The organism is Sphingobium sp. B11D3D, from assembly GCF_025961755.1.
GTDB lineage: Bacteria > Pseudomonadota > Alphaproteobacteria > Sphingomonadales > Sphingomonadaceae > Sphingobium.
In genome coordinates this window covers 748,865-768,921 of sequence record NZ_JAOQOG010000001.1, presented here as the reverse complement: position 1 = coordinate 768,921, position 20,057 = coordinate 748,865, and the positions used below count along the sequence as shown (strand labels likewise).

The 20,057-nt window shown below is 65.7% G+C and carries 19 protein-coding genes; 9 read left to right on the top strand and 10 right to left on the bottom strand.

The window, feature by feature from the left end:
- Positions 1 to 600 carry a hypothetical protein gene (locus M2334_RS03620; protein WP_264604799.1) on the top strand — a complete coding sequence of 200 codons (600 nt, stop codon included), beginning with the start codon at positions 1 to 3 and terminating at the stop codon, positions 598 to 600.
- Positions 601 to 715: 115 nt separating this feature from the next.
- Here the strand turns inward: M2334_RS03620 and M2334_RS03615 are convergent, their stop codons facing one another.
- From M2334_RS03615 to tpiA, 6 genes are all read right to left on the bottom strand, one after another.
- Positions 716 to 1,510, bottom strand: coding sequence for a LysR family transcriptional regulator (locus M2334_RS03615; RefSeq protein WP_264579718.1), 795 nt, complete (start codon positions 1,508 to 1,510; stop codon positions 716 to 718).
- Entirely contained in the window at positions 1,507 to 1,905 is a 399-nt protein-coding gene (apaG, locus tag M2334_RS03610; RefSeq protein WP_181560583.1) for a Co2+/Mg2+ efflux protein ApaG, read from the bottom strand. Before apaG ends, M2334_RS03615 begins: the two co-directional genes overlap by 4 nt.
- Before the next feature lie 58 nt (positions 1,906 to 1,963).
- Positions 1,964 to 3,169: a trans-sulfuration enzyme family protein gene (locus tag M2334_RS03605; protein WP_264604798.1), complete on the bottom strand. Its 1,206-nt coding sequence runs from the start codon at positions 3,167 to 3,169 to the stop codon at positions 1,964 to 1,966.
- A gap of 46 nt (positions 3,170 to 3,215) precedes the next feature.
- Entirely contained in the window at positions 3,216 to 4,259 is a 1,044-nt protein-coding gene (leuB, locus tag M2334_RS03600) for a 3-isopropylmalate dehydrogenase (protein ID WP_264604797.1), read from the bottom strand.
- Positions 4,260 to 4,355: 96 nt separating this feature from the next.
- Complete coding sequence (gene recO, locus M2334_RS03595) at positions 4,356 to 5,090, bottom strand: DNA repair protein RecO (RefSeq protein WP_264604796.1); 735 nt, start codon at positions 5,088 to 5,090, stop codon at positions 4,356 to 4,358.
- A 42-nt stretch (positions 5,091 to 5,132) separates the two neighbouring features.
- Positions 5,133 to 5,882 (bottom strand): triose-phosphate isomerase, encoded by a 750-nt coding sequence (gene tpiA / locus M2334_RS03590; protein ID WP_264604795.1) that lies wholly within the window; start codon positions 5,880 to 5,882, stop codon positions 5,133 to 5,135.
- A gap of 190 nt (positions 5,883 to 6,072) precedes the next feature.
- Here tpiA and M2334_RS03585 point away from each other — a divergent pair, with 190 nt between their 5' ends.
- Together M2334_RS03585 and M2334_RS03580 are read left to right on the top strand one after the other, a co-directional pair.
- The gene (locus M2334_RS03585; RefSeq protein WP_264573571.1) at positions 6,073 to 8,022 is read left to right on the top strand and encodes a peptidylprolyl isomerase; all 1,950 of its coding nucleotides are present in this window, start codon (positions 6,073 to 6,075) and stop codon (positions 8,020 to 8,022) included.
- A 10-nt stretch (positions 8,023 to 8,032) separates the two neighbouring features.
- Positions 8,033 to 9,568: an anthranilate synthase component I family protein gene (locus M2334_RS03580; RefSeq protein ID WP_264604794.1), complete on the top strand. Its 1,536-nt coding sequence runs from the start codon at positions 8,033 to 8,035 to the stop codon at positions 9,566 to 9,568.
- A 113-nt stretch (positions 9,569 to 9,681) separates the two neighbouring features.
- On the opposite strand, the gene M2334_RS03575 is transcribed toward M2334_RS03580, so the two are convergent.
- On the bottom strand, positions 9,682 to 10,179 hold the full coding sequence (locus M2334_RS03575; protein ID WP_264606028.1) for an asparaginase: 498 nt from the start codon (positions 10,177 to 10,179) through the stop codon (positions 9,682 to 9,684).
- Positions 10,180 to 10,252: 73 nt separating this feature from the next.
- Here M2334_RS03575 and M2334_RS03570 point away from each other — a divergent pair, with 73 nt between their 5' ends.
- The 6 genes from M2334_RS03570 (at position 10,253) to M2334_RS03545 (ending at position 16,402) form a co-directional block, all read left to right on the top strand.
- On the top strand, positions 10,253 to 10,843 hold the full coding sequence (locus M2334_RS03570; protein WP_264585728.1) for an anthranilate synthase component II: 591 nt from the start codon (positions 10,253 to 10,255) through the stop codon (positions 10,841 to 10,843).
- 93 nt (positions 10,844 to 10,936) lie between these two features.
- Complete coding sequence (locus tag M2334_RS03565) at positions 10,937 to 11,419, top strand: PRC-barrel domain-containing protein (protein ID WP_264604793.1); 483 nt, start codon at positions 10,937 to 10,939, stop codon at positions 11,417 to 11,419.
- Between the two features lie 368 nt (positions 11,420 to 11,787).
- The gene (locus M2334_RS03560) at positions 11,788 to 12,672 is read left to right on the top strand and encodes an EpsD family peptidyl-prolyl cis-trans isomerase (RefSeq protein WP_181560593.1); all 885 of its coding nucleotides are present in this window, start codon (positions 11,788 to 11,790) and stop codon (positions 12,670 to 12,672) included.
- A 102-nt stretch (positions 12,673 to 12,774) separates the two neighbouring features.
- A complete protein-coding gene (locus M2334_RS03555) occupies positions 12,775 to 13,968 on the top strand; it encodes a glycosyltransferase family 2 protein (RefSeq protein WP_264604792.1) in 1,194 nt (397 codons plus the stop codon).
- Positions 13,969 to 14,093: 125 nt separating this feature from the next.
- Entirely contained in the window at positions 14,094 to 15,365 is a 1,272-nt protein-coding gene (locus M2334_RS03550; RefSeq protein ID WP_264604791.1) for an MFS transporter, read from the top strand.
- Positions 15,362 to 16,402, top strand: coding sequence for an amidohydrolase family protein (locus M2334_RS03545; protein ID WP_264593883.1), 1,041 nt, complete (start codon positions 15,362 to 15,364; stop codon positions 16,400 to 16,402). The genes M2334_RS03550 and M2334_RS03545 overlap by 4 nt, the downstream gene beginning before the upstream one ends.
- Before the next feature lie 74 nt (positions 16,403 to 16,476).
- Here M2334_RS03545 and M2334_RS03540 read toward each other — a convergent pair whose 3' ends face one another.
- The 3 genes from M2334_RS03540 to M2334_RS03530 are packed head-to-tail and all read right to left on the bottom strand — an operon-like array spanning position 16,477 to position 20,002.
- Entirely contained in the window at positions 16,477 to 18,624 is a 2,148-nt protein-coding gene (locus tag M2334_RS03540; RefSeq protein WP_264604790.1) for a TonB-dependent receptor, read from the bottom strand.
- A 41-nt stretch (positions 18,625 to 18,665) separates the two neighbouring features.
- Entirely contained in the window at positions 18,666 to 18,845 is a 180-nt protein-coding gene (locus M2334_RS03535; RefSeq protein WP_264604789.1) for a hypothetical protein, read from the bottom strand.
- Entirely contained in the window at positions 18,842 to 20,002 is a 1,161-nt protein-coding gene (locus M2334_RS03530; protein WP_264593881.1) for a PepSY-associated TM helix domain-containing protein, read from the bottom strand. The genes M2334_RS03535 and M2334_RS03530 overlap by 4 nt, the downstream gene beginning before the upstream one ends.
- Between the last annotated feature and the right edge of the window lie 55 nt (positions 20,003 to 20,057).

Sequence of the window (20,057 nt, the reverse complement as noted above, 5' to 3'; positions counted from 1 at the left end):
ATGGAAGGTGATGATCGAAGGTCGCTGAAACTAGCGCAGTTGCCCGCGCTTCGGGACATTTATCGCGTTAGCGCGACATTAGCGGACGAAGAACTCTACATTACCACGAGACGTTACGAACAATCGCTAGATCGTCGCGACAAGTTACGAGAACGGACACGATTTGGCCTCCTAGCACTCAACGCCACTTCTTTGGTCGCCGTGCTAAGTAGCTCGGGAGGTGAGTGGCTCACGAGACTCAAAATAGCTGACGCCGATATCGCTCAAAGTATTCTCCTGCTTATACTCGGCTTAGTTGCTGGCGCGTTAGCTATCTGGTGGAGCGGGATCACGGCTACGCGCGACGCAGTTGATGATTTTGAGCACTTGCTAGAAGTCCGCCAGCGCAAAGCTGACTATGACGGCGCTGCCACTGTGGAAGCCGAACAAGATCTGTTGAACCGCCCAACGCCAAAATGGAAAATCCCGCCGGATTATCGCTGGTCGAGAATCGATAACATATTAACAAATTTTGCGGGCAGTGCTTGGATTGTCGCAGTTGGTGGTATCGCTTGGGAGGTCGCTAAGCGTGTGGACTGGTGCAGCACTTGGTGCGGCTAAATATCCGAGGCGAAGTTCGTCTAAAGAGCGTAGTTCCCCCCAAATCTAGGTGACGAAGAATACGTCAGTTCTAGACGGGCCGGGGATATACAGATGCACTCCGGCTCGCGGCGCCTCAGCCCTCGCTGAGCGCAGCCACCAGGGCTTTCACCTTCTTCTGGCGCCATTGCGGGAGCGGAGCGATGAGCCAGTAGCCGGGGCCGTTGCGCGGTTCGCCAAGGGCGGCCACGCGGCCGGTGGCGATGTCCGCTTCCGCCAGCAGCGCGGGTACGCAGGCGCGGCCGAGGCCGTTGGCGGCAGCATCGATGGCGAGGCCGGCGTCGGCGACGCGGACGATGGCCTTGCCGTCATCGACCGGGCAGCCGGGCCAGGCGATGGGCGACTCCAGTCCGCCGCCATCGGGCGCGCCGACCGTGACGAAGCGCGGCTCGCCGAGGGCGACGCCCTCATGCTCGCCGGCACCGTCGGTCAGGCGCAAGGCGAGATCGAGATTGGCCTCGGTGAAATCGAGCGCATCGTCGGCAGCCACGAGCATGAACTGCACGCCCGGCTCCTGCGCCGCGTACGCAGCAAGGCGCGCGCTGAGCCATTTGGCGGTGAGGTCGCGGGGTGCGGCGATAGTGAGATGTTGGCTGCTCTGCCCGGCCTGCATGGCGCGGACCGATTCCTCGAGTTCCAGGAAGGCGCTGCGTAGCGCAGGAAGCCCCGCTTCCGCTTCCGGGGTCAGTTCCAGCCCGCGGGGCGTGCGGCGGAAGAGGACGACGCCGAGCATATCCTCCAGCGCGCGGATCTGCTGCCCTACGGCCGCGGGCGTCACCGCCAGCTCATCCGCCGCGCGAGTGAAGGAGAGATGCCGCGCCGCCGCGTCGAACACGCGCAGGCCGTTCAGCGGCAGATGGGTCCGCTTCATCCCGAGACCGCCGGCGCCTGCAGCGCGAAGCGGGGAATGCGCACATCCAGCAAGCTGCCGCCGGCATCGAGCATCTGGTAGCTGCCTTCCATCCAGCCGGTCGGCGTGGAGAGCGGACAACCGGAGACATAATCATAAGCCGCGCCGGGATGAATCACCGGCTCCTCGCCGACGACGCCCTTGCCCTCGCGCTTGTACAGCGCGCCGCGCCCGTCCGCGATGGTCCAGTGACGGGTGAGTAACTGCACCGGCGCCTTGCGGCCATTCTCGATGCGGATGTGATAGGCCCAGAACCACTTGCCCATGTCCGGCTCCGATTGCTCGGAGAGGAAGTTCACGGACACGCGCACGGTCACGTCATGCGTCGTCTCGGCATAGGCGAAAAGGGCGTTCATCAAGGCATTCATGCTACGACCCGTCCTGTGTCCTGCCTGGCCCCGAGACCGACCCTACTCAAAGGCCGACAGCGGTCAATGCCTGATCCAGATCGGCGATGATGTCCTTCGGGTCTTCCAGCCCGACATTGATGCGCACCATGCCCTCGCCCACGCCGGCCTCGGCGCGGCCCTCCGGCCCCATATTGTTATGGGTGGTGGAGGCGGGATGGCAGAGCAAGGTGCGGGAATCGCCGATGTTGTTGGAGATGTCGCACAGCTCCATCGCATTGAGCAGGGCCATGGCCTGCCCGCGATCAGCGAGGTTGAACGAGAAGATCGGTCCGGCGGCACTCATCTGCTTCATGGCGAGATTGTGCTGCGGATGGCTCGGCAGGCCGGGATACAGCACATCCACGCCACGCTGCTCCATGAAGCGCGCGACCTTGAGCGCGTTTTCGGACTGGCGATGGGCACGCAGGTCCAGCGTCTCCAGTCCCTTCAGCACCACCCAGGCGTTGAAAGGCGAGCAGATCGGCCCGGTGTTGCGCTGGAAAGGCGAGAGCACGCCGTTGATCCACGCATCCGTGCCGCAAATGGCGCCGGCAAGCACCCGGCCCTGCCCGTCCATCAGCTTGGTGGCGCTGTAGGCCACGACATCCGCGCCGAAATCGAGCGGGCGCTGCAGCACCGGCGTCGCGAAGGCATTGTCCACCACCGTGGTGATGCCATGGGCACGGGCGAGGCCGCAGACATGCTCCAGATCGACGATGTCCATCGTGGGATTGGCCGGCGTCTCGAAGAAGAACACCTTGGTGTTGGGCTGGATCGCCTTTTCCCACGCATCATTGTCCCGCGCGTCGACGACGCTGTGCGTGATGCCGAAGCGGTCGAGCACATTGGAGAGGATCCAGCGGCATGAGCCGAAGGCCGCGCGGCCGGCAACCACGTGATCGCCCGCGCTCAGCATGCACAGCAACGCGCTGGTCATCGCCGCCATGCCGCTTGCCTGCACCTTGCACGCCTCGGCGCCTTCCATCAGCGCGATGCGCTCTTCCAGCATCTGCACCGTGGGGTTTTGGAAGCGGGAATATTGCATCCCCGTCGCTTCCCCGGCGAAGCGGGCGGCGACTTCCTCGGCGCTGTCATAGGTGTAGCCCGAGGTGAGGAAGAGCGCCTCGCTCGTCTCCCCCTGCTCGGAGCGCCAGGTGCCGCCGCGCACGGCCTGTGTCGCGGGCCGCCAGCGGCTGGTGCGCGAACGATCCTGTCCGGTTTGTCTCTTCATGACGTTGCCTTCTAGACCCTGTCGGGGGCCGGTCAATCCAATGGCGTCAGAGCGCCGCGAGCACAGCATCGCCCATAGCAGACGTGCTCATCGAGCCGCCAAGGTCGGCAGTGCGGGCACCACCGGCCAGCGCCTTGGCCACAGCAGCCTCGATGCGGTCGGCCGCCTGCGCCTGACCGAGCGAGAAGCGCAGCATCATCGCGGCGGAGAGGATCGTCGCCAGCGGATTGGCCTTGCCCTGCCCGGCGATATCCGGCGCGGAGCCGTGGATCGGCTCATACAGCCCCTTGCCGTTGGCATCGAGCGAGGCCGAGGCCAGCATGCCGATGGAGCCGACGCACATGCTCGCCTGGTCGGAGAGAATGTCGCCGAACAGATTGCCGGTCACGATCACATCGAACTGGCCGGGATTGCGCACGAGCTGCATGGCGGCATTGTCGACATACATGTGGGACAGCTCGACATCGGGATAGTCGGCGGCAACCTCGATCACTACGTCGCGCCAGAGCTGGCTGGTTTCCAGCACATTGGCCTTGTCCACCGAGCAGAGCTTGCCCCTGCGCGCCTGCGCGGCGCGGAAGGCGCTGTGGGCGATGCGGCGCACCTCGGCCTCGTTGTAGGACATGATGTCATAGCCTTCGCGCAGGCCGTCGGCGGTCTTGCGGATGCCCTTCTCGCCGAAATAGACGTCACCATTGAGTTCGCGGACGATCAGCAGGTCGATCTTCTCGGCGACTTCCTTGCGCAGCGTGGAGGCATCGGCCAGCTCGGCGAACATCTTTGCGGGGCGCAAGTTGGAGAAAAGCGTCAGCTCCTTGCGCAGGCCGAGAATGGCCTGCTCTGGCCGCAAGGCGCGCTCAAGCGAATCGCAATCGGGATCGCCCACCGCGCCGAACAGGATCGCATCGGCGCGCTTCGCCAGATCGAGCGTGGCCGGCGGTAGCGGATGACCCTCCGCCTTATAGGCCGCGCCGCCGACCGGCGCGTCCTCATAGGTCAGGCCGGGGATCGCCAGCGCATCGAGCACACGCCTGGCCTGCGCGGTGACTTCCGGGCCGATGCCGTCTCCGGGCAGGATCGCAACGAGCATGGGTTTCCCTTTCTCAATCTGAAGACGGGCGGTGCTGCAAGAAAGGCGCGCCGGCCCTGAGGATGTGGGCTGAGCCATTGCCTCAAGCAGGCCGGGTCACGCAACCGCTCTTTTGAGCCGTTCGATCAGCCGCTCGCGCGCGGCCAGCGCGTCAGACCGGCGTGGATCGAACAACGACTGGGCGAGAAAATGGCCGGTCAGGTCAAATCCGGCGAGAATATCCGGCCAGCCAGCTTCGCCGCCCTCGGTGAGGAAGGTTGGCAGGGGCAGCAACCGGTCGCGATGCGTGCCCGCCGCCGCTGCCGTCACCGCGCGCCCGGTGCGCGGGCTGACATAGGCCAGCCCCTCGCGCGCGCCGGTGACGGCGCATTCCGCCAGATCGAGTCCGAAGCCCAGCTCGGCGAGCAGCAGCAGCTCGTAGCGCACCAGCGCCACAGCCCAGCCACGCGCGGCGGGCGCGGCTTCCACCGCGTCGAGCACCGCGCCCAGCGCGGCGAAGAGCGCCGGATAGGGATGGCCTTCCGGCAGCGTAATCGCCGTGAAGGCGCAAGCCCAGTCGATGGCGGCGGCGGGCAGCGGCTCGGCCAGCAGCGGCCCCCGGCTGTGCTCCAGCTCGACCGAGAGGCTGGCGAGCTGATCGGCCGTGCGGGCGCGGAAGGTGCCGCGCACGATATTGCCGGGCAGCAGCACCGGGCGCATCCGGCTCGAGCGGCCGCCCTGCACATAGCCCGCGACCAGCCCCGCATCCGCTGTGAGCGCCCTCACGATCGCGCCATGCTCGCCATGCGCCCGAACGGCGCAGACGATGGCAGTGGCAGCGAGCGTGGACATGGGCGCTTATCTACCGGCTCGCGACCGGTTTAGCGATGCCGATCAGGCTGCGGCGATGATCGGCCCGAACTTGGCGGCGGTAAGGCTCGCCCCGCCGACCAGCGCGCCATCGACATTGTCGGTGTGGAGGATGTCCGCTGCATTCTCACCGCTCACCGAGCCGCCATAGAGAATGCGCATGGCATTGCCGGCATCCGCGCCCAGCGCCTTGACGAGCGCGGCGCGCAGCGCGGCGTGCATGGCGGCGATCTGCGGCGGGGTCGCGACCTTGCCGGTGCCGATCGCCCAGACCGGCTCATAAGCGATGGTCAGCCATTCCGGGTCCGCGCCCTCGGGCAGCGAAGCGACAAGCTGATCGGCCACGAAGGCGTGCGCCACATCGTCGCCCTGCTCACGCGTATCGAGTGTCTCACCCACGCACAGGACGACCGAGAGACCGCCCTTGTGCGCGGCGAGCGCCTTGGCGGCGACATCGGCATTGCTCTCATGCTGATATTGCCGCCGCTCGCTATGCCCGACGAGCGTACTGCGCGCACCGGCTTCTGCCAGCATGGCTGCCGAGAGATTACCGGTGAACGCCCCGGCCTCGGCCTGATGGCAATCCTGCGCGCCGATGAGCACGGCGCTGCCAAGCGGCGCGGCGGGCGCGATGAGCGTGGCCGGGAGATAGAGCGCAACATCGATATCGCTGCGGGCGGCGGCAAGCTCGGCAATGGCGGAGACCTCGCCAAGCTGCCCCTTGAGGCCGTTCATCTTCCAATTGCCGGCGACGAATTTGCGGCGGACGGTCATAGCTTCACTCTCCTGCACAGGTGATCGATGATCTGGCGGCCCGGATGAACGGGCAGAACGGCTTTGTCCAGCCGGCACCGCATGGCTGCGGAAGCCCCATGGACAGCCGAGCGCGCAAAGGCTTGATGCCGTCGGACGCCCGCCCTAAAGCAGCCCCCAGCCTTTCGCCGCCTTTCTGGACAAAGACCCCATGCAGATTTTCCGTCGTCTTCTCGGTTCGAAATTTGGCGGCCTGTTCGCAATCGGATTTCTCGCGATCATCGCCTTCGCGTTCATCGCGGGCGATATCAGTGGCAATAGCGTGAATTTCGGCGGCAGCTCCAAGACGGAAGTCGCCAAGATCGGCGACCGCCCGCTGACCGTCGCCGAGTTGCAGAGCCGCACGCAGATGGTGTTCGAGCGGCAGCGGCAGGAAAATCCCGCGCTGACCATCGACCAGTTCTTGGCCCAAGGCGGCCTTAAGCGCGTGGCCGACGAGCTGATCTCCTCGCGCGCGCTGATTGCCTATGGCGAGAAACACGGGATGCGGGTGAGCAAGGCGCTGATCGATGCGGAGATCGCCCGCAATTCCGCCTTCACGGACGCGACCGGCAATTTCAGCGAGACGGTGTTCCGCCAGATGCTCGCCCAACAGCGCGTCTCCGAGCAGGATCTGCGGGACGATATTGCCGCGCAGATCATCCAGCAGCAGCTGCTCCAGCCGGTGGGCGTGGGCACCAAGGCGCCTGCAAGCATGGTGCCGCCTTATGCCGCGATGCTGATCGAGGAACGCGCCGGCGAAATGTTCGCGATTTCCGCCGCCAGGTTCGCGCCGCAGACCGCGCCGACCGAGGCGCAGCTACAAGATTATTACAAGCAGCATGGCAGCCAATTCGCGATTCCCGAGCAGCGCCAGCTGCGCTACGCGCTGGTCAATCTCGCCCGCTTCGAGCCCCAGGCGACGCCGACCGACGCGGAAATCGCCGATCTCTACAAGAGCCGCCAGAGCCAGTTCGCCGGCCGCAAGACGCGCGATTTCAGCCAGTTGATCCTCGCGACGGAAGCGCTCGCCAAGGACGCCGCCGCCAAGGCGAAGGCCGGCCAGTCGCTGCAGGATGTCGCCAAGAGCCTCGGCCTCGCCGCCTCGCGCGTCGATGGCGTGGACGAGAAGCAGCTTGCCACGCAGATGAATGCGGAAATCGCCAAGGCCGGCTTCGCCGCCGCGCAGGGCGGCATCGTCGGCCCGGTCCGCTCGCCCGCCGGCTGGGCAGTGCTGCGCGTGGAAGCCCAGCGTGACGTGCCGGGCAAGACGCTGGCCGAAGCGCGCGAGGAACTGTCCGCCGAAGTGCGCCAGATCAAGGAGCGCCAGCTCTTCAGCGAATTCCTGAACGATATGGATGGCCGCCTGGGCGCCGGCGCGACGCTGACCGACATCGCCAAGGAGCACAACCTCACCATCGTCGAGACGCCGCTGATCGTGCGCAACGGCCAGTCGCTGCGCGATCCGGCGTTCAAGCCCGACGCGACGCTGCAGGCGTTGCTCGAAGGCGGCTTTGCCGCGCGTCAGGATGACGATGCGCAAATCGTGCCGGTGAAGCCCGACGAGGAAGCCGCGCTGCTGACCGTGGCCGAAGTGGTGCCCGCCGGCCCGCCGCCCTTCGCGCAGGTGAAGCCGGCCGTGGAAGCGGCCTGGAAGCTGGCGCAGGGCGTTGGCAAGGCGCGTGAAATCGCCACGCAGCTCGCGGCGCAGTTGGGCAAGGGCGCCGAACCGGGGCCGCTGCTCGCCAAGCTCGGCATCGCCGACGCGCCGCGCCAGCCGCTCTCCGCGCGCCGCGCCGACATCAACCAGCAGGGCGGCCAGATTCCGCCGCCGCTCAAGGCGCTGTTCAGCATCCGCCAGGGTGGAACGCAGATGGTGCCGCTGGAGAATAACCAGGGTTTCATCGTCGTGCGGCTCGACAAGATCACGCAGAATGATCCCACGCAGGTGCCGCAGCTGATGCAATCCACCGCGGCCGGCCTCAGCAATGTGCTGGGCGGGGAATATGCGCAGCAGTTCGTCACGGCGATCCAGCAGGAGCTGGGCGTCAAGCGCAGCGAAGCGGCCATGGCCGCTGTGGAGCAGGAACTGCGCCGCGCTTATGGCGGCAGCGCGGAATAAGGCGGACCCGTTGACCATCGCACAGGACAGCATCGATGCCGCACGCGCGGCCCTCTCCGCCGGGCGCTCCGCGCTCGTGTGGGCACGGCTGATCGCCGATACCGAAACGCCGGTCTCCGCCGCGCTCAAGCTGATCGAGCCGGAACGGGGCGACTTCATTCTCGAATCGGTTGAAGGCGGCGCCGTTCGCGGGCGCTACAGCCTGATCGGCATCGCGCCCGATCTCGTCTTCCGCGCCACTGGGCGCAGCGTCGACATCAACCGCGACTGGCGGACCGACCGGACCGCCTTCACGCCGCTGGAGAGTGATCCCCTCGCCGCGCTGCGCGATCTGGTGGCGGAATGCCGGGCAGACGTCGACCCGGCGCTGCCGGCTGCGCTCGCCTGCCTCGTCGGCTATTTCGCTTATGAGACCTTCGGCCTGGTCGAAAAGCTGCCGCGCCCGGCCGACAATGGCCTCGGCACGCCCGACATGCTGTTCGTGCGCCCGACGGTGGTGCTGGTGTTCGATCGGCTGGCCGATGCGCTCTACATCGTCGCGCCGACCTGGGCCGACCGGCTCGGCACCGGCGAGGCCGCCATCGACGCGCTGATCGATACGGCTGTGGGGCGCATCGAGGATGTCGCGGCCCAACTCGCACGGCCACTCGCCGCGCAGACCGGTCAGGCGCCCGCCATAGACCTGGACGCGATCACGCCGACGCCGGTGATGAAGCCCGGCGCCTATGCGGAGATGGTGAGCAAGGCCAAGGACTATATCGTCGCGGGCGACATTTTTCAGGTCGTGCTGGCGCAGCGCTTCACCACCCCCTTCCCGCTTCCGCCGATCGACCTCTACCGGGCGCTGCGGCGGATCAATCCCTCGCCCTTCCTCTACCATCTCGATCTGCCCGGCTTCGCGCTCACCGGCTCCAGCCCGGAGATTCTGGTCCGTGTGCGCGATGGGGAAGTGACGATCCGGCCGATTGCGGGCACCCGACCGCGCGGCAAGACGGCCAGCGAGGATGCCGAGAATCGCGATTCGCTGCTGGCCGATCCCAAGGAGCGCGCCGAGCATCTGATGTTGCTCGACCTGGGGCGCAACGATGTCGGCCGCGTCGCCAGCGCCGGCTCGGTGAAGGTGACGGACAGCTACACCATCGAATTCTACAGCCATGTGATGCACATCGTCTCCAATGTCGTCGGCAAGCTCGACCCGAAGCACGATCCGCTCGATGCGCTGTTCGCGGGCTTCCCGGCCGGCACGGTCTCCGGTGCGCCCAAGGTGCGCGCCTGCGAGATCATCGCAGAACTGGAGCCGGAGACGCGCGGGCCTTATGCGGGCGGCGTCGGCTATTTCTCGCCGGATGGAAACATGGATAGCTGCATCGTGCTGCGGACGGCATTGGTGAAGGACGGCGTGCTGCACGCGCAGGCGGGCGCCGGCATCGTCGCGGACTCCGAGCCGGCCTATGAACAGCGCGAATGCGAGCACAAGGCCGGCGCGCTGTTTGCGGCCGCGCGGGAAGCCGTGAAGGTCGCGCAGGACGGCCGCTTCGGGCAGTAAGAAGCTGTTCTCAGCAGTGTCGTGCTCCTGCGAAGGCAGGAGCCTAGGGCGTAACGGACGAACTTAGCCGCCCTGGGCTCCTGCCTTCGCAAGAGCACGGTAGGGGTTAGGCACTACCGCGCCACAAAGGCCCCCTTAGCACGATCCTTCACCACCTGATCCGCACGGAACACCGTGCCATTCATGGTGATGTAAACGCCCGGCGGGGCGATCTGCGCTGTCGCGAAGGCCATGCCGAGATTGAAGGTGGCGTCGCTCTCCGAGAAGCGCGCCGGGGCCAGCGCGCCCACCAACACAATGGTCTTGCCCGATATGCCCGCCAGTGCAGCGGCCGTGTCCGTCATCGTATCCGTGCCGTGGGTGATAACGATGCGCTCGGCGGGCGAGGCCGCAACCCGCGCCGCGATCAGCGCGCGATCATCGGCGGTCAGCTCCAGACTGTCCTTGCGGGTCACTTCCTCGATCTCGACCGGCAGCTTCACCCGCGCGATCTCCAGCAGGCGCGCGAGGATCGACTCGCCGATCTGATATTCGCTCAGCGCATCGAAATAGAGCTTGTCGATGGTGCCGCCGGTGGTGAGCACATGGATGCGCGGGTCTTGCTGGGTCATGCCCGCGCTTATAACCGGTCGGTGCGGCCTTGTCCCGCTTGCGCGGTGGAGCGCCGGCCCGTAGAAGCCGGCCATGATCCTCGTCATCGACAATTATGACAGCTTCACCTGGAATCTCGTCCATTATCTGATGGAGCTGGGCGCGCAGGTCGAGGTGGTGCGCAACGATGCCATGTCCGCCGGGCAGGCGCTGTCCTCGGGCGCGGAAGCCTTTCTGCTTTCGCCCGGCCCCTGCACGCCCAATGAAGCCGGGATCAGCCTCGATCTCGTCGCGGCCTGCGCCGATGCGGGCAAGCCGCTGCTCGGCGTGTGCCTGGGCCATCAGACGATCGGCCAGCATTTCGGCGGCAAGGTGGTGCGCGGCGGCCTGATGCACGGCAAGACATCACCGGTCACCCATGACGGCACTGGGCTTTTCGAAGGCCTGCCGTCGCCCTTCACCGCCACGCGCTATCACTCGCTGATCGTCGAGGACATTCCCGATTGCCTGCTGGTCAACGCCACCAGCGAGGATGGATCGGTGATGGCGTTCCGCCACGCGAGCCTGCCCATCCACAGCGTGCAATTCCATCCCGAGAGCATTGCGACCGAGCACGGCCACGCGATGCTGGCCAATTTCATGCGCCTCGCCGGAATGCCGGTGACCGCGCGCGCAACGGCCTGACCCGAAACCGTTCGTCCCGTTTGAGGGAACGCCCATTTATCTCCCACGTTGGTCGGCCATCATGCGAATGCGCCGCAACAGTGGAGACTATAGGTGAAAATCGACCCTGCGGCCGCGCTCGCCTTGGCCCTTTTACTAGCGGCCTGCAGCGGTCGCGATGATGCGGCCAATCAGCATCCCGATGAGCCTGCCGTGCAAATGATCGCCCATCCCGGCTCTCAAGCCGCCAAGGGTAAGGCAGCACTGAACCTGACCGAGCGCGAGCTGCTCGATGCCGAGCTCGTCGATACCGACGGCACCGAACTGGGCGATGTGATCGCCCTGAAGCGCGGCCCCGGCGGTGCTGTCGAGGGGCTGGTGATCGCTGTTGAAGGCAGCGTGCCCGAGCAGCATGTCTATCTCCCCCTCGATGGTCTCGCGCCCCTACGCGAGGGCGATGACTGGACGATCGTTACGAGCCTCACCCCTGCGCAGATCGCCGCGCTGCCCAAGGCCAATCCTGACCCGCCGACCAGCCAGCCCGCAGCTGCCACCGCCGGTTCGGCGCCGTCTCAAGGAGCAGCCAACGCCCGTTGAGGGCAAGCGCCGGCCACGTCTGGCGCCCGCGACAATCCACCTAATATTAACGCCGGGCTGATAGGACGCCCCTGTCCGATCCCGGTGCGGCTGCCATGGTTGCCGCTTGTTCACGCTCCAGCGGCGAGTTAATAGGTGGCCACAAAGTACGACGAGCCGATCCATGTTGCTCGACAAGATGAGGGGGATGTTCAGGCAGCCGATGGCCGGGCATATACTGGCCGCAATCTTCCCGCCGCACATGTAATGATTTGTAGGCATCTTGCCTCGCCCACTGCTTTCTAGGATGACAGGCTCGATCGGGGGATCGCCGGGCCTTCAACCGAGAACCGATTTTTACCACTTCACGCTTGTTCTGGAGACTATGGATGTCACTGCTGAGGAACGTCTCGCTCGTTGCGCTCGCTTCCCTTTCCCTCACGATCGCCGGCTGCGAGAAAAAAGCCGAAGGTCAGGTCGTGGCCGTGGTCAATGGTGAGGAAATCACCCTGACCGAACTGAACGCCGAGATCGCCGATCTCAACGTCCCTGCCAGCGCCGACAAGGACATGGTCCGCAGCCGCGTGCTGCAGCGGATGGTCGACCGCCGGCTGCTGGTGCAGGCCGCCAAGGAAGCCGGGCTGGACCGCGACCCGGAATATCTGACGCAGGAGCGCCGGATGCGCGAGCAGCTGCTCGTCAACCTGTACGGCCGCAAGACGATGGACACGGTCAAGGTGCCGGATAACGCCGCCATCGACAAATATATCAGCGAACGCCCCAACGCCTTCGCGCAGCGCAAGCGCTTCGCCCTCGAGCAGCTGCAGATGGATCCGCCGTCCAAGCCGGATGGCCTCAAGGAGCTGGAAACCGCCAAGACGCTCGATGAGGTCGCATCCCGCCTGACAGCCATGGGCATCGCCTTCGAGCGTGGCCGGGGCTCGCTCGACACCGCCGTGATCGATCCGCAGATGCTCGCCCGCATCGAGGCGCTGCCCCCGGGCGAGCCGTTCATCGTGCCGGCCAATGGCAAGCTGGTCGTGAGCGTGATCACCGGCAGCGAAGCGACCCCGGTTCCGCAGGAGCAGGCCCGCCAGATCGCTGCGCAGGCCATGCGCAACGAGGAGCTGAACAAGATCGGCGAATCGCGCCTGAAGGAAGCCAAGGCCAAGGCCAAGATCGAGTATCAGCCGGGCTATGCACCCAAGGACGATGCCAAGGCCGCCGGCGCCCTGCCCGCAGCCGGCAACGCCGCGGCGCCCGCCGCCAAGTAACGGCGAGGCGTTTTCCGCACGATATGAGGGGAGGAGGCACCAGCCTCCTCTCCGCCCCCTCGAAGCGTCGACGCGCCAGTCGCCGGACGCGGGAATGAAGGCATGATGATCCTCGACTCTCTGGCTTGGCTCATCATTGCCATACCCGTGCTCCTGCTGGCCGTGCTGGCCGTGGAGCTGGCCCTGGGCCTGATCGCCGGCCGCCCGGCAAGGCCGCGCATTGCCGCCCCCCACAGCGCCATCATCCTCATGCCCGCCCATAATGAGGCCGCCGGCATTGCCCGTACCATCGCGCTGCTCCAGCCGGCGCTGGATGTGCATATCCGCCTCATCGTCATTGCCGACAATTGCACGGACGACACCGCCGCCGCCGCGGGCGCGGCTGGGGCACAGGTTATCGAGCGCAATGACCCCAGCCAGCGCGGCAAGGGCCATGCGCTGGCCTTCGGGCGGGACTGGATCAAGGCTGCGACAGACACCGCGCGGCCGGATTGTATTGTGGTGCTGGACGCGGACTGCGAAATCGACGGTGCGTCGCTGCGCGCGCTAATCGACACGACCTGCGCCAGCCAGCGCCCGGTACAAAGCTGCTACCTGCTCCGCTCGGCCGCCGATGACGGGGCGATGACGCAGATTTCCAACTTTGCGATGCTCATCAAGAATCGCGTTCGCCAGCGCGGCGCCTCGGTTCTGGGATCGCCCGCCATTCTCGGCGGCACCGGCATGGCCTTCCCATGGGCGCTGATCGAATCGGCGCCGCTCGCGACGAGCCATCTGGTCGAAGACCTTGTGCTCGGCCTCCATTTCGCGCGCGCGGGCGCAGCGCCCCGCTATCTGGAGGCCGCGACGACCTGGAGCGACCCGGCGAGCCAGAGCGACACGCTCACACAGCGGGCGCGCTGGGAGCATGGCTATATCCAGACCGCCCTGCAGCAAGGCGCGCCGGTCATGCTTGAGGGTATCGCCAAGGCCAAGCCGAGCCTCGCCTGGTTTGGCCTGAGCCTGCTCGTACCGCCGCTGGCCCTGTTGATGAGCCTGAGCCTGATGGCGCTTGTGGTGAGCGCCGGGCTCGCGCTGCTGGGCGCCACCACTGCCGCGCCTGCTACGCTGGCGGGTCTGTTGACGCTGGTCGCGCTGCTACTGGCCCTCGCCTGGATGCGCGACGGGCGCGACACGGTCTCGGCGGCAACGCTGGCGCGCATCCCGCTCTACATTCTGTGGAAAGTCCCCGTCTATCTGCGGCTGGTCAAGAAGCGCGAGACCGAATGGGTGCGCACGCGCCGCAAAGGCGAGTGATGAAGCGGGGCGCTAAACCGGTGCCCTGAACCGCTCAATAGCCTCGCATTGATGATCTTTCAACTTGCATTGGCCGCCGCAAAGCGCGCTATGATGGCGCAACGCCAGCGGGTGAAGGAGAGGTCATGACGGGGACGAGCGAAGCGACGAGCGCGCGCGGCTGGGGCGGGTTCCTGCTGATCCTCAACGCGCTGATGGTCGAAGGTTTCGACTTGCAGGCCGCAAACTTCGCTGCGCCTTCCATCCTGGAGGACTTTGGCGTCAGCCGCGCCGAGATCGGACCGCTGCTCTCCGCCAGCCTGTTCGGCGTGCTGATCGGCGCCGTGTTCATCGGTCCGCAGGGCGACCGGCTGGGCCGCCGGACGATCCTGATCAGTTGCTGCATTGGCTATGGCATCATGTCGCTGGTGGGCGCGCTGGCGACGAACCTCACGCAACTCATCGTGCTGCGCTTCCTCATTGGCATCGGCCTTGGCGCCGTGCTGCCCAATGCGTTGGCGCTGGCCGGCGAACTGGCGCCGCGCAAATATCTCGCGCGGGCGACGGCGCTGGTCGGCATCGGCATCACCTTTGGCGGGGTTCTCGCCGGGATCGCCGCCGCCAAGCTGCTTGCGCCTTATGGCTGGCAGAGCTTGTTCATCCTCGGCGGTCTCCTGCCCATCGCGATTGCGGCGCTGCTGTGGATCGGCCTGCCGGAAAGCCCGGTCCTCAACCGCGCACAGACCCATGCGCCGGGCGAGCGCGGCCTTTCGGCCATCCTTTCCCCCGCCCAGCGCGCCCGCACGATCGCGATCTGGATCATCTTCGCGCTGGTGCTGATGGTCGTCTATCTGGTGAGCGGCTGGGTGCCCCTGCTGGTCAAGGATCAGGGCTATTCGACGACCACCGCCTCGTGGATCGCCACCGGCACCCATGCCGGCGGCGTGGTCGGCGGTGTGGTCGCCAGCCTGTTGCTGGTGCGCCGCAACTGGTCGGTCGTGGCGCTGTTCGCAGGGCTTGGCGCGCTTACCTTGGCGATCATCACCGTGCATGATTGGGGCATTGTCGGCCTCACCGTGTTGCTCGTGCTGGTTGGCCTGTTCAGCACTGGCACGCAGAATGGCCTCAATGGCTCGTGCGGCGCCACCTATCCCTCGACCATGCGCGCCTCCGGCCTTGGCTGGGCGCTCGGCATGGGGCGCGTTGGCTCGATCGCCGGGCCGCTGGTCGGCTCGCTTGCGGTGCTGCTCGGCCTTTCGGCGCCGCGCACCTTCTTCATCCTGCCGGTGATTCCGCTGGTGATCGCGGCCGCGCTGGCGCTCTGGCTCGCCCGCCGGATCGGCCCCGCCGCGCCCGAGACCAGCGCTCAGGACAGCCCGGCTCCCCTTTCCGCCCCCATCATGGAGACTGCCCGATGACGAAGATGCGCAAGATCGCCACCGAAGAAGCCTGGTCGATCCCCGAGGTCGCCCATGCCCTGCGGGATGTGACGCGCGGGCCATCGCAAAGCCTCGACAAGCTGCTCGTCGGCGGCATCTACGATCCGCCCGAAAACGCGACCGGCTATGCCGCGATGAACTTTCTCGATGGCCTGCTCGATATCGAGGAAAAGCGCCTGCCGGAAATGGACGCGCTGGGCGTGGACATGCACCTGCTCTCGCTCACCGCGCCGGGCGTGCAGATGTTCGATGCCGACACCGCGACCGATCTGGCCGCGCTCGCCAATGATCGGCTGGCCGAGATCTGCCGCAAGCGCCCGGACCGTTTCGCCGGCCTCGCCAGCTTCGCCCCCCACAGCCCCAAGCGCGCGGCAAAGGAAATGGAACGGGCGATCAATGATCTGAAGCTCAACGGCTTCATCCTCAACAGCCACACCCATGGCGAATATCTGGACGATCCCAAATATTGGCCCTGCCTCGAAGCCGCCGAAGCGCTCGATGCCTGCATCTATATCCACCCGCGTGCCGCCTCGGATACCCTGAAAGGCCCGCTGCAGGATTACGGCATGGACAGCGCTATGTGGGGCTATGGCGTGGAGGTCGGCACGCATGTCGTGCGGATGATGGCCAGCGGCGTGTTCGATGCCTTCCCCAAGCTCAAGATCTGCATCGGCCATATGGGCGAGGCGATTCCCTTCTGGATCTGGCGCATCAACTTCATGAACAGCCGCGCCCAGAAGATCAGCCGTGCGCCGAAGACGAAACTGAGCATCGCGGAATATTTCCAGCGCAACTTTGTGGTGACGACCAGCGGCGTCGAGGACCCGCTGGCGCTGCGCTACACCATCGACAAGCTCGGCATCGATAATGTGCTCTGGGCAATTGATTACCCCTATCAACCGCAGCAGCCGGCAGTGGATTTCATGGATGCGGCGCCGGTGACGGAGGCGGAGCGCCACGCGCTGTACCACGGCAATGCCGAGCGCATCTTCCACATCGCGCCGCTCACCGACTGACGGCGCTCATTGAGCGCAGGAAAAAGGGCCGGGCGTCATCGACGTCTGGCCCTTTTTTGCATCTTTCAATCCGATCAGAAGTCGACCGAGAGCGACGCTTTGTAGGTGCGCGGCGCGCCCTGCAGGAGTTGGGGGCTGAACGCATCGAAGGCGGAAGCCCAGTACCGCTCATTGGCGACATTATCGACGTTGAAGCGGAAGGTGACCGGCTGCGAACCCAACACCGCGACATAGCGCGCGCCAAGATCGACGCGCGTCCATTCTGGCAGGCGCAGGGTGTTGGCATTGTCGGCCATCTGCTTGCCGGTGTGGACAACGCGCCCGGTGAGCGTGAGGCCGGGGACAAATGCGGTGTCCCACTCGAGTCCGGCATTGACGAGATAGTCCGGAATGCCCGGCACGCTGTTGCTTTCATTGACGCCATTCAGCGTCTCGCGGAACTTGGCTTCATTCACCGAGGCACCGGCAATGAGGTACAGGTCCTTCGTCAGTTCGCCATCCAGCGAGACCTCAATGCCCCGATTTCGCTGCTTGCCATAGGCGCCGTAGCGCAGCAGCCCCGACCCTTCCGGATCGGGAATCGCATAAGCGCTGGGCTTATCGGTCTGGTAAAAGGCAAGTGAAGCCGCGATGCCGCCGATGTTGAGCTTGCCGCCAAACTCATATTGGGTGGACTTGAACGGCGCCAGCACCTCGCCACGATTGATGACGGTCGCCTCGTTCGGCGCGGTGGCGCCGCGCTGCAGGCCCTCGATGCGGTTCGCGAAGAGCGACAGGCCCTCCACCGGCTTGATGACGAGACCAGCGACCGGGGTCAGCTCGCTTTCGTCATAGGTGGAGGTGAGAGCGCCGCCGAACGCAGAATAGCTCCTGCTCTTGATCGCCTGAATGCGAACGCCGCCGGTGAGCAAAACGCGGTCATCCAAGAAACCAAGCGTGTTGGATGCGAACACGCTCGCCAAACGACTGCGCTCGATCGGGAAGGGATCGTCAAGATTGCCGCCAACCGGGAAAGAAAGCGTCGAGGACCGGGGAAGCACGACCGGATTGTAGATATTCGTTGTGCCACTCGACGTATAAAACGCATAGGCGTTACGATTGGTGAGCCAGTTCACCGAGCCGCCGATATTGGCTTGACTGCTCACGACATCATTGCCGAACTTGGCGCGCAGGCCGGCCTGAACGCTCTCATTGTTATCGGTGCGGGGGATGTACGAACTCGAATAATCGGCAGCGCCGGTGACGGCGTCCGCCAAGACGATGCTGCCGTAGATGCCATGCTCGCTGCTGTCGCGCGCGCCGGCCGAGGCATAAAACAGCACGTCGTCGGCGAGGTCATATTCCAACTTGGCGATGCCGAAAATGTCGCGCGCCGTGGTGTAGGTCCATGGCTGGGCATAATTGGTGTCGGGCGCGGGTACGGCCGGAATGGCGCCAGCGAAACGCAGCTTGGGCCGCAGGCCGCGCACATGCATCCGCTGATAGGCCACATCCAGCGACATGCGCAGCGGCCCGGAACTATAGTCGAACGCGCCGCCGACCAGATAGGTGCTGCGGAACTCGTCGTCGATAGCGACATCGCCGCGACGGGCCACGGCATTCAGCCGCACGCCGAACGCACCGTCGCCAAAGCGCTGGCCAACATCGAGGCTGCCGCCAAAATGCTCGCTGGAGGTATAATTCAGCGTCGCGCGCTTCAGGCCGTCCGCCGTCGCCCGCTTAGGGACGAGGTTGACGCTGCCGCCCAAGCCACCACCACCGGGCGCCGCGCCGTTGAGGAAGGCGCTCGCCCCGTTCAGCACCTGCACTGACTCGTAAAGCTCCGGCGCGACGAGCTGGCGGGGGACGATGCCGTACAGGCCATCAAAGCCGACATCGTCGCTGGCCAGCGTGAAGCCGCGAATGACGAACACTTCCTGGGCGTTGCCAAAGCCGTAGGTCGTGCGGACCGAGGGATCGTTCTCCAAGACCTGTCCCAGCGTCTGCGGCTGCTGGTTGAGGATGAGCGCCGCGTTATAACTCTTCACGCTGAACGGCACATTCTCGGCCGGCTGATTACCGAGCACGCCGACGCTCCCCTCACGGCTGACCTGCGTGCGATTCTCGCGCTGCGCCGTGACGATGATCTCGCTGGCCTCCTGCGCCGCGGCAGGCATGGCCACCGCGGCGACCGAGGCAATCAGCGCGGCTTTCAGAATTTGGCTGGAACGATGGAAATTCATGCTTTTTCCCTTTGAAACGCGCTTGCATGCGCGGCTTGTTCTCATGATCGGCGATATCGGAAAGCCCAGAGTATGGCAGCGAGCGGCGCGGCCAGCGCGATCCAGGACAAAGCGTCGGCCCAGCCATCGCCGGTCAGCGCGCTGACTAGGCCGACGATGCTGAGCAGGGCGAGGGCGAGCGGCATCGCGAAGATGCGGCCGAGCGGCGCGCGGCGGCTCATTCGGCTGGCGCCACAAGGCCGCCACTCTCGACCTCCCGCACGCGGGCGGCGAGCGGGGCGCGGCGCTTGCCGAGCCAGAGATACAGGCCAGAGCCGAGCACGACGATGGTGAACAGCGTCAACGCCGCCCACAGCAGCTTGAGCGGTAGCCCGCCATAATCGCCAAAGTGCAGCGGCTGCGAATAGAGCAAGGCCAGCGTGTACCAGGGCATCGGCCGCACGTCGGTCAGTTCGCCAGTCTCGGCATCGATGAGCGCCGGGGTGAGGGCGCGCTGGGTGAGCGGCGTGTTACCTTGGAAGAACACCGCATAATGGTGCTTGCTGCTGTACGAGCCGCCGGGAAAGGCGATAAATTGGGGATTGTTGCCGGGCAACGCCTGCCGGGCGGCGGCCATGGCCTTGTCCAGCGAACCATAGCGCTCGGGCCGCAAGGCCGGGCGACCGGCATAAGCGCCGGTCATCTCGGCCAGTTCGCTCATCTGCCACACCTTGATGATGGGCGTCGCCAGCGCGTTGATGACCCCGGTCAGGCCCACGACACTCATCCAGGCCAGCGCCACGATGCCGAGCAGATTATGATAATCCAGCCATTTGAGCCGGCGGCTGCGGCTGACCCGGATCGTCCCGAACTCCAGCTTGCGCATGAAGGGCGCATAGAGAACCACGCCGGAGACGATTGCGGCGAAGAACAGCACGCCCATCGCGCCGAGGAACAGCATGCCCGGCAGCCCCATGAACATGTCGGTATGGAGCTGCAGGAGGAAGTGCATCACGCCTTCCTCGACCACTTGCCCCGCCGGCTCCCCGGTCACGCGGTTGAAGAGCTGGATGGTCATGGCACTGCCCGGCGAATCCGGTGCCGGGGCAGTGGTGACCGTGAGAATCGGCGTCTCATTGTCGAAGGCCATGAATACCGGCACCTCGCCCGGTCGTGCGGCCAGTGCCTTGCCGAGCATGACGTCCAGCGGCTGCAGGCCCGGCCCGTCGCCGGACGAGCCCGCCCCCTGCATCGCCGGTGCCTCCCCGGTCATCACCTCGATTTCGTCATGGAAAATCAACGGCAAGCCGGTCAGGCAGAGCATCAGCAGGAACGCCGTGCAAATCAGGCTCGTCCATTTATGGACGAGATACCAGATGCGGAGACTGCGCGTTCTCAACGAGACACAAACCTTGATATTGCGAGCGATTTGCATGGGCGCTTAATAGGAAGCC

Bases quoted from the DNA above. Each gene is read 5' to 3' on its own strand.
- M2334_RS03555 (WP_264604792.1), top strand. From the start codon at position 12,775: ATGATGATCCTCGACTCTCTGGCTTGGCTCATCATTGCCATACCCGTG.
- M2334_RS03585 (WP_264573571.1), top strand. From the start codon at position 6,073: ATGCAGATTTTCCGTCGTCTTCTCGGTTCGAAATTTGGCGGCCTGTTC.
- M2334_RS03535 (WP_264604789.1), bottom strand. From the start codon at position 18,845: ATGAGCCGCCGCGCGCCGCTCGGCCGCATCTTCGCGATGCCGCTCGCC.
- M2334_RS03560 (WP_181560593.1), top strand. From the start codon at position 11,788: ATGTCACTGCTGAGGAACGTCTCGCTCGTTGCGCTCGCTTCCCTTTCC.
- tpiA (WP_264604795.1), bottom strand. From the start codon at position 5,882: ATGACCGTCCGCCGCAAATTCGTCGCCGGCAATTGGAAGATGAACGGC.
- leuB (WP_264604797.1), bottom strand. From the start codon at position 4,259: ATGCTCGTTGCGATCCTGCCCGGAGACGGCATCGGCCCGGAAGTCACC.
- apaG (WP_181560583.1), bottom strand. From the start codon at position 1,905: ATGAACGCCCTTTTCGCCTATGCCGAGACGACGCATGACGTGACCGTG.
- M2334_RS03545 (WP_264593883.1), top strand. From the start codon at position 15,362: ATGACGAAGATGCGCAAGATCGCCACCGAAGAAGCCTGGTCGATCCCC.
- M2334_RS03550 (WP_264604791.1), top strand. From the start codon at position 14,094: ATGACGGGGACGAGCGAAGCGACGAGCGCGCGCGGCTGGGGCGGGTTC.
- M2334_RS03615 (WP_264579718.1), bottom strand. From the start codon at position 1,510: ATGAAGCGGACCCATCTGCCGCTGAACGGCCTGCGCGTGTTCGACGCG.
- M2334_RS03620 (WP_264604799.1), top strand. From the start codon at position 1: ATGGAAGGTGATGATCGAAGGTCGCTGAAACTAGCGCAGTTGCCCGCG.
- M2334_RS03575 (WP_264606028.1), bottom strand. From the start codon at position 10,179: ATGACCCAGCAAGACCCGCGCATCCATGTGCTCACCACCGGCGGCACC.
- M2334_RS03570 (WP_264585728.1), top strand. From the start codon at position 10,253: ATGATCCTCGTCATCGACAATTATGACAGCTTCACCTGGAATCTCGTC.
- recO (WP_264604796.1), bottom strand. From the start codon at position 5,090: ATGTCCACGCTCGCTGCCACTGCCATCGTCTGCGCCGTTCGGGCGCAT.
- M2334_RS03605 (WP_264604798.1), bottom strand. From the start codon at position 3,169: ATGAAGAGACAAACCGGACAGGATCGTTCGCGCACCAGCCGCTGGCGG.
- M2334_RS03540 (WP_264604790.1), bottom strand. From the start codon at position 18,624: ATGAATTTCCATCGTTCCAGCCAAATTCTGAAAGCCGCGCTGATTGCC.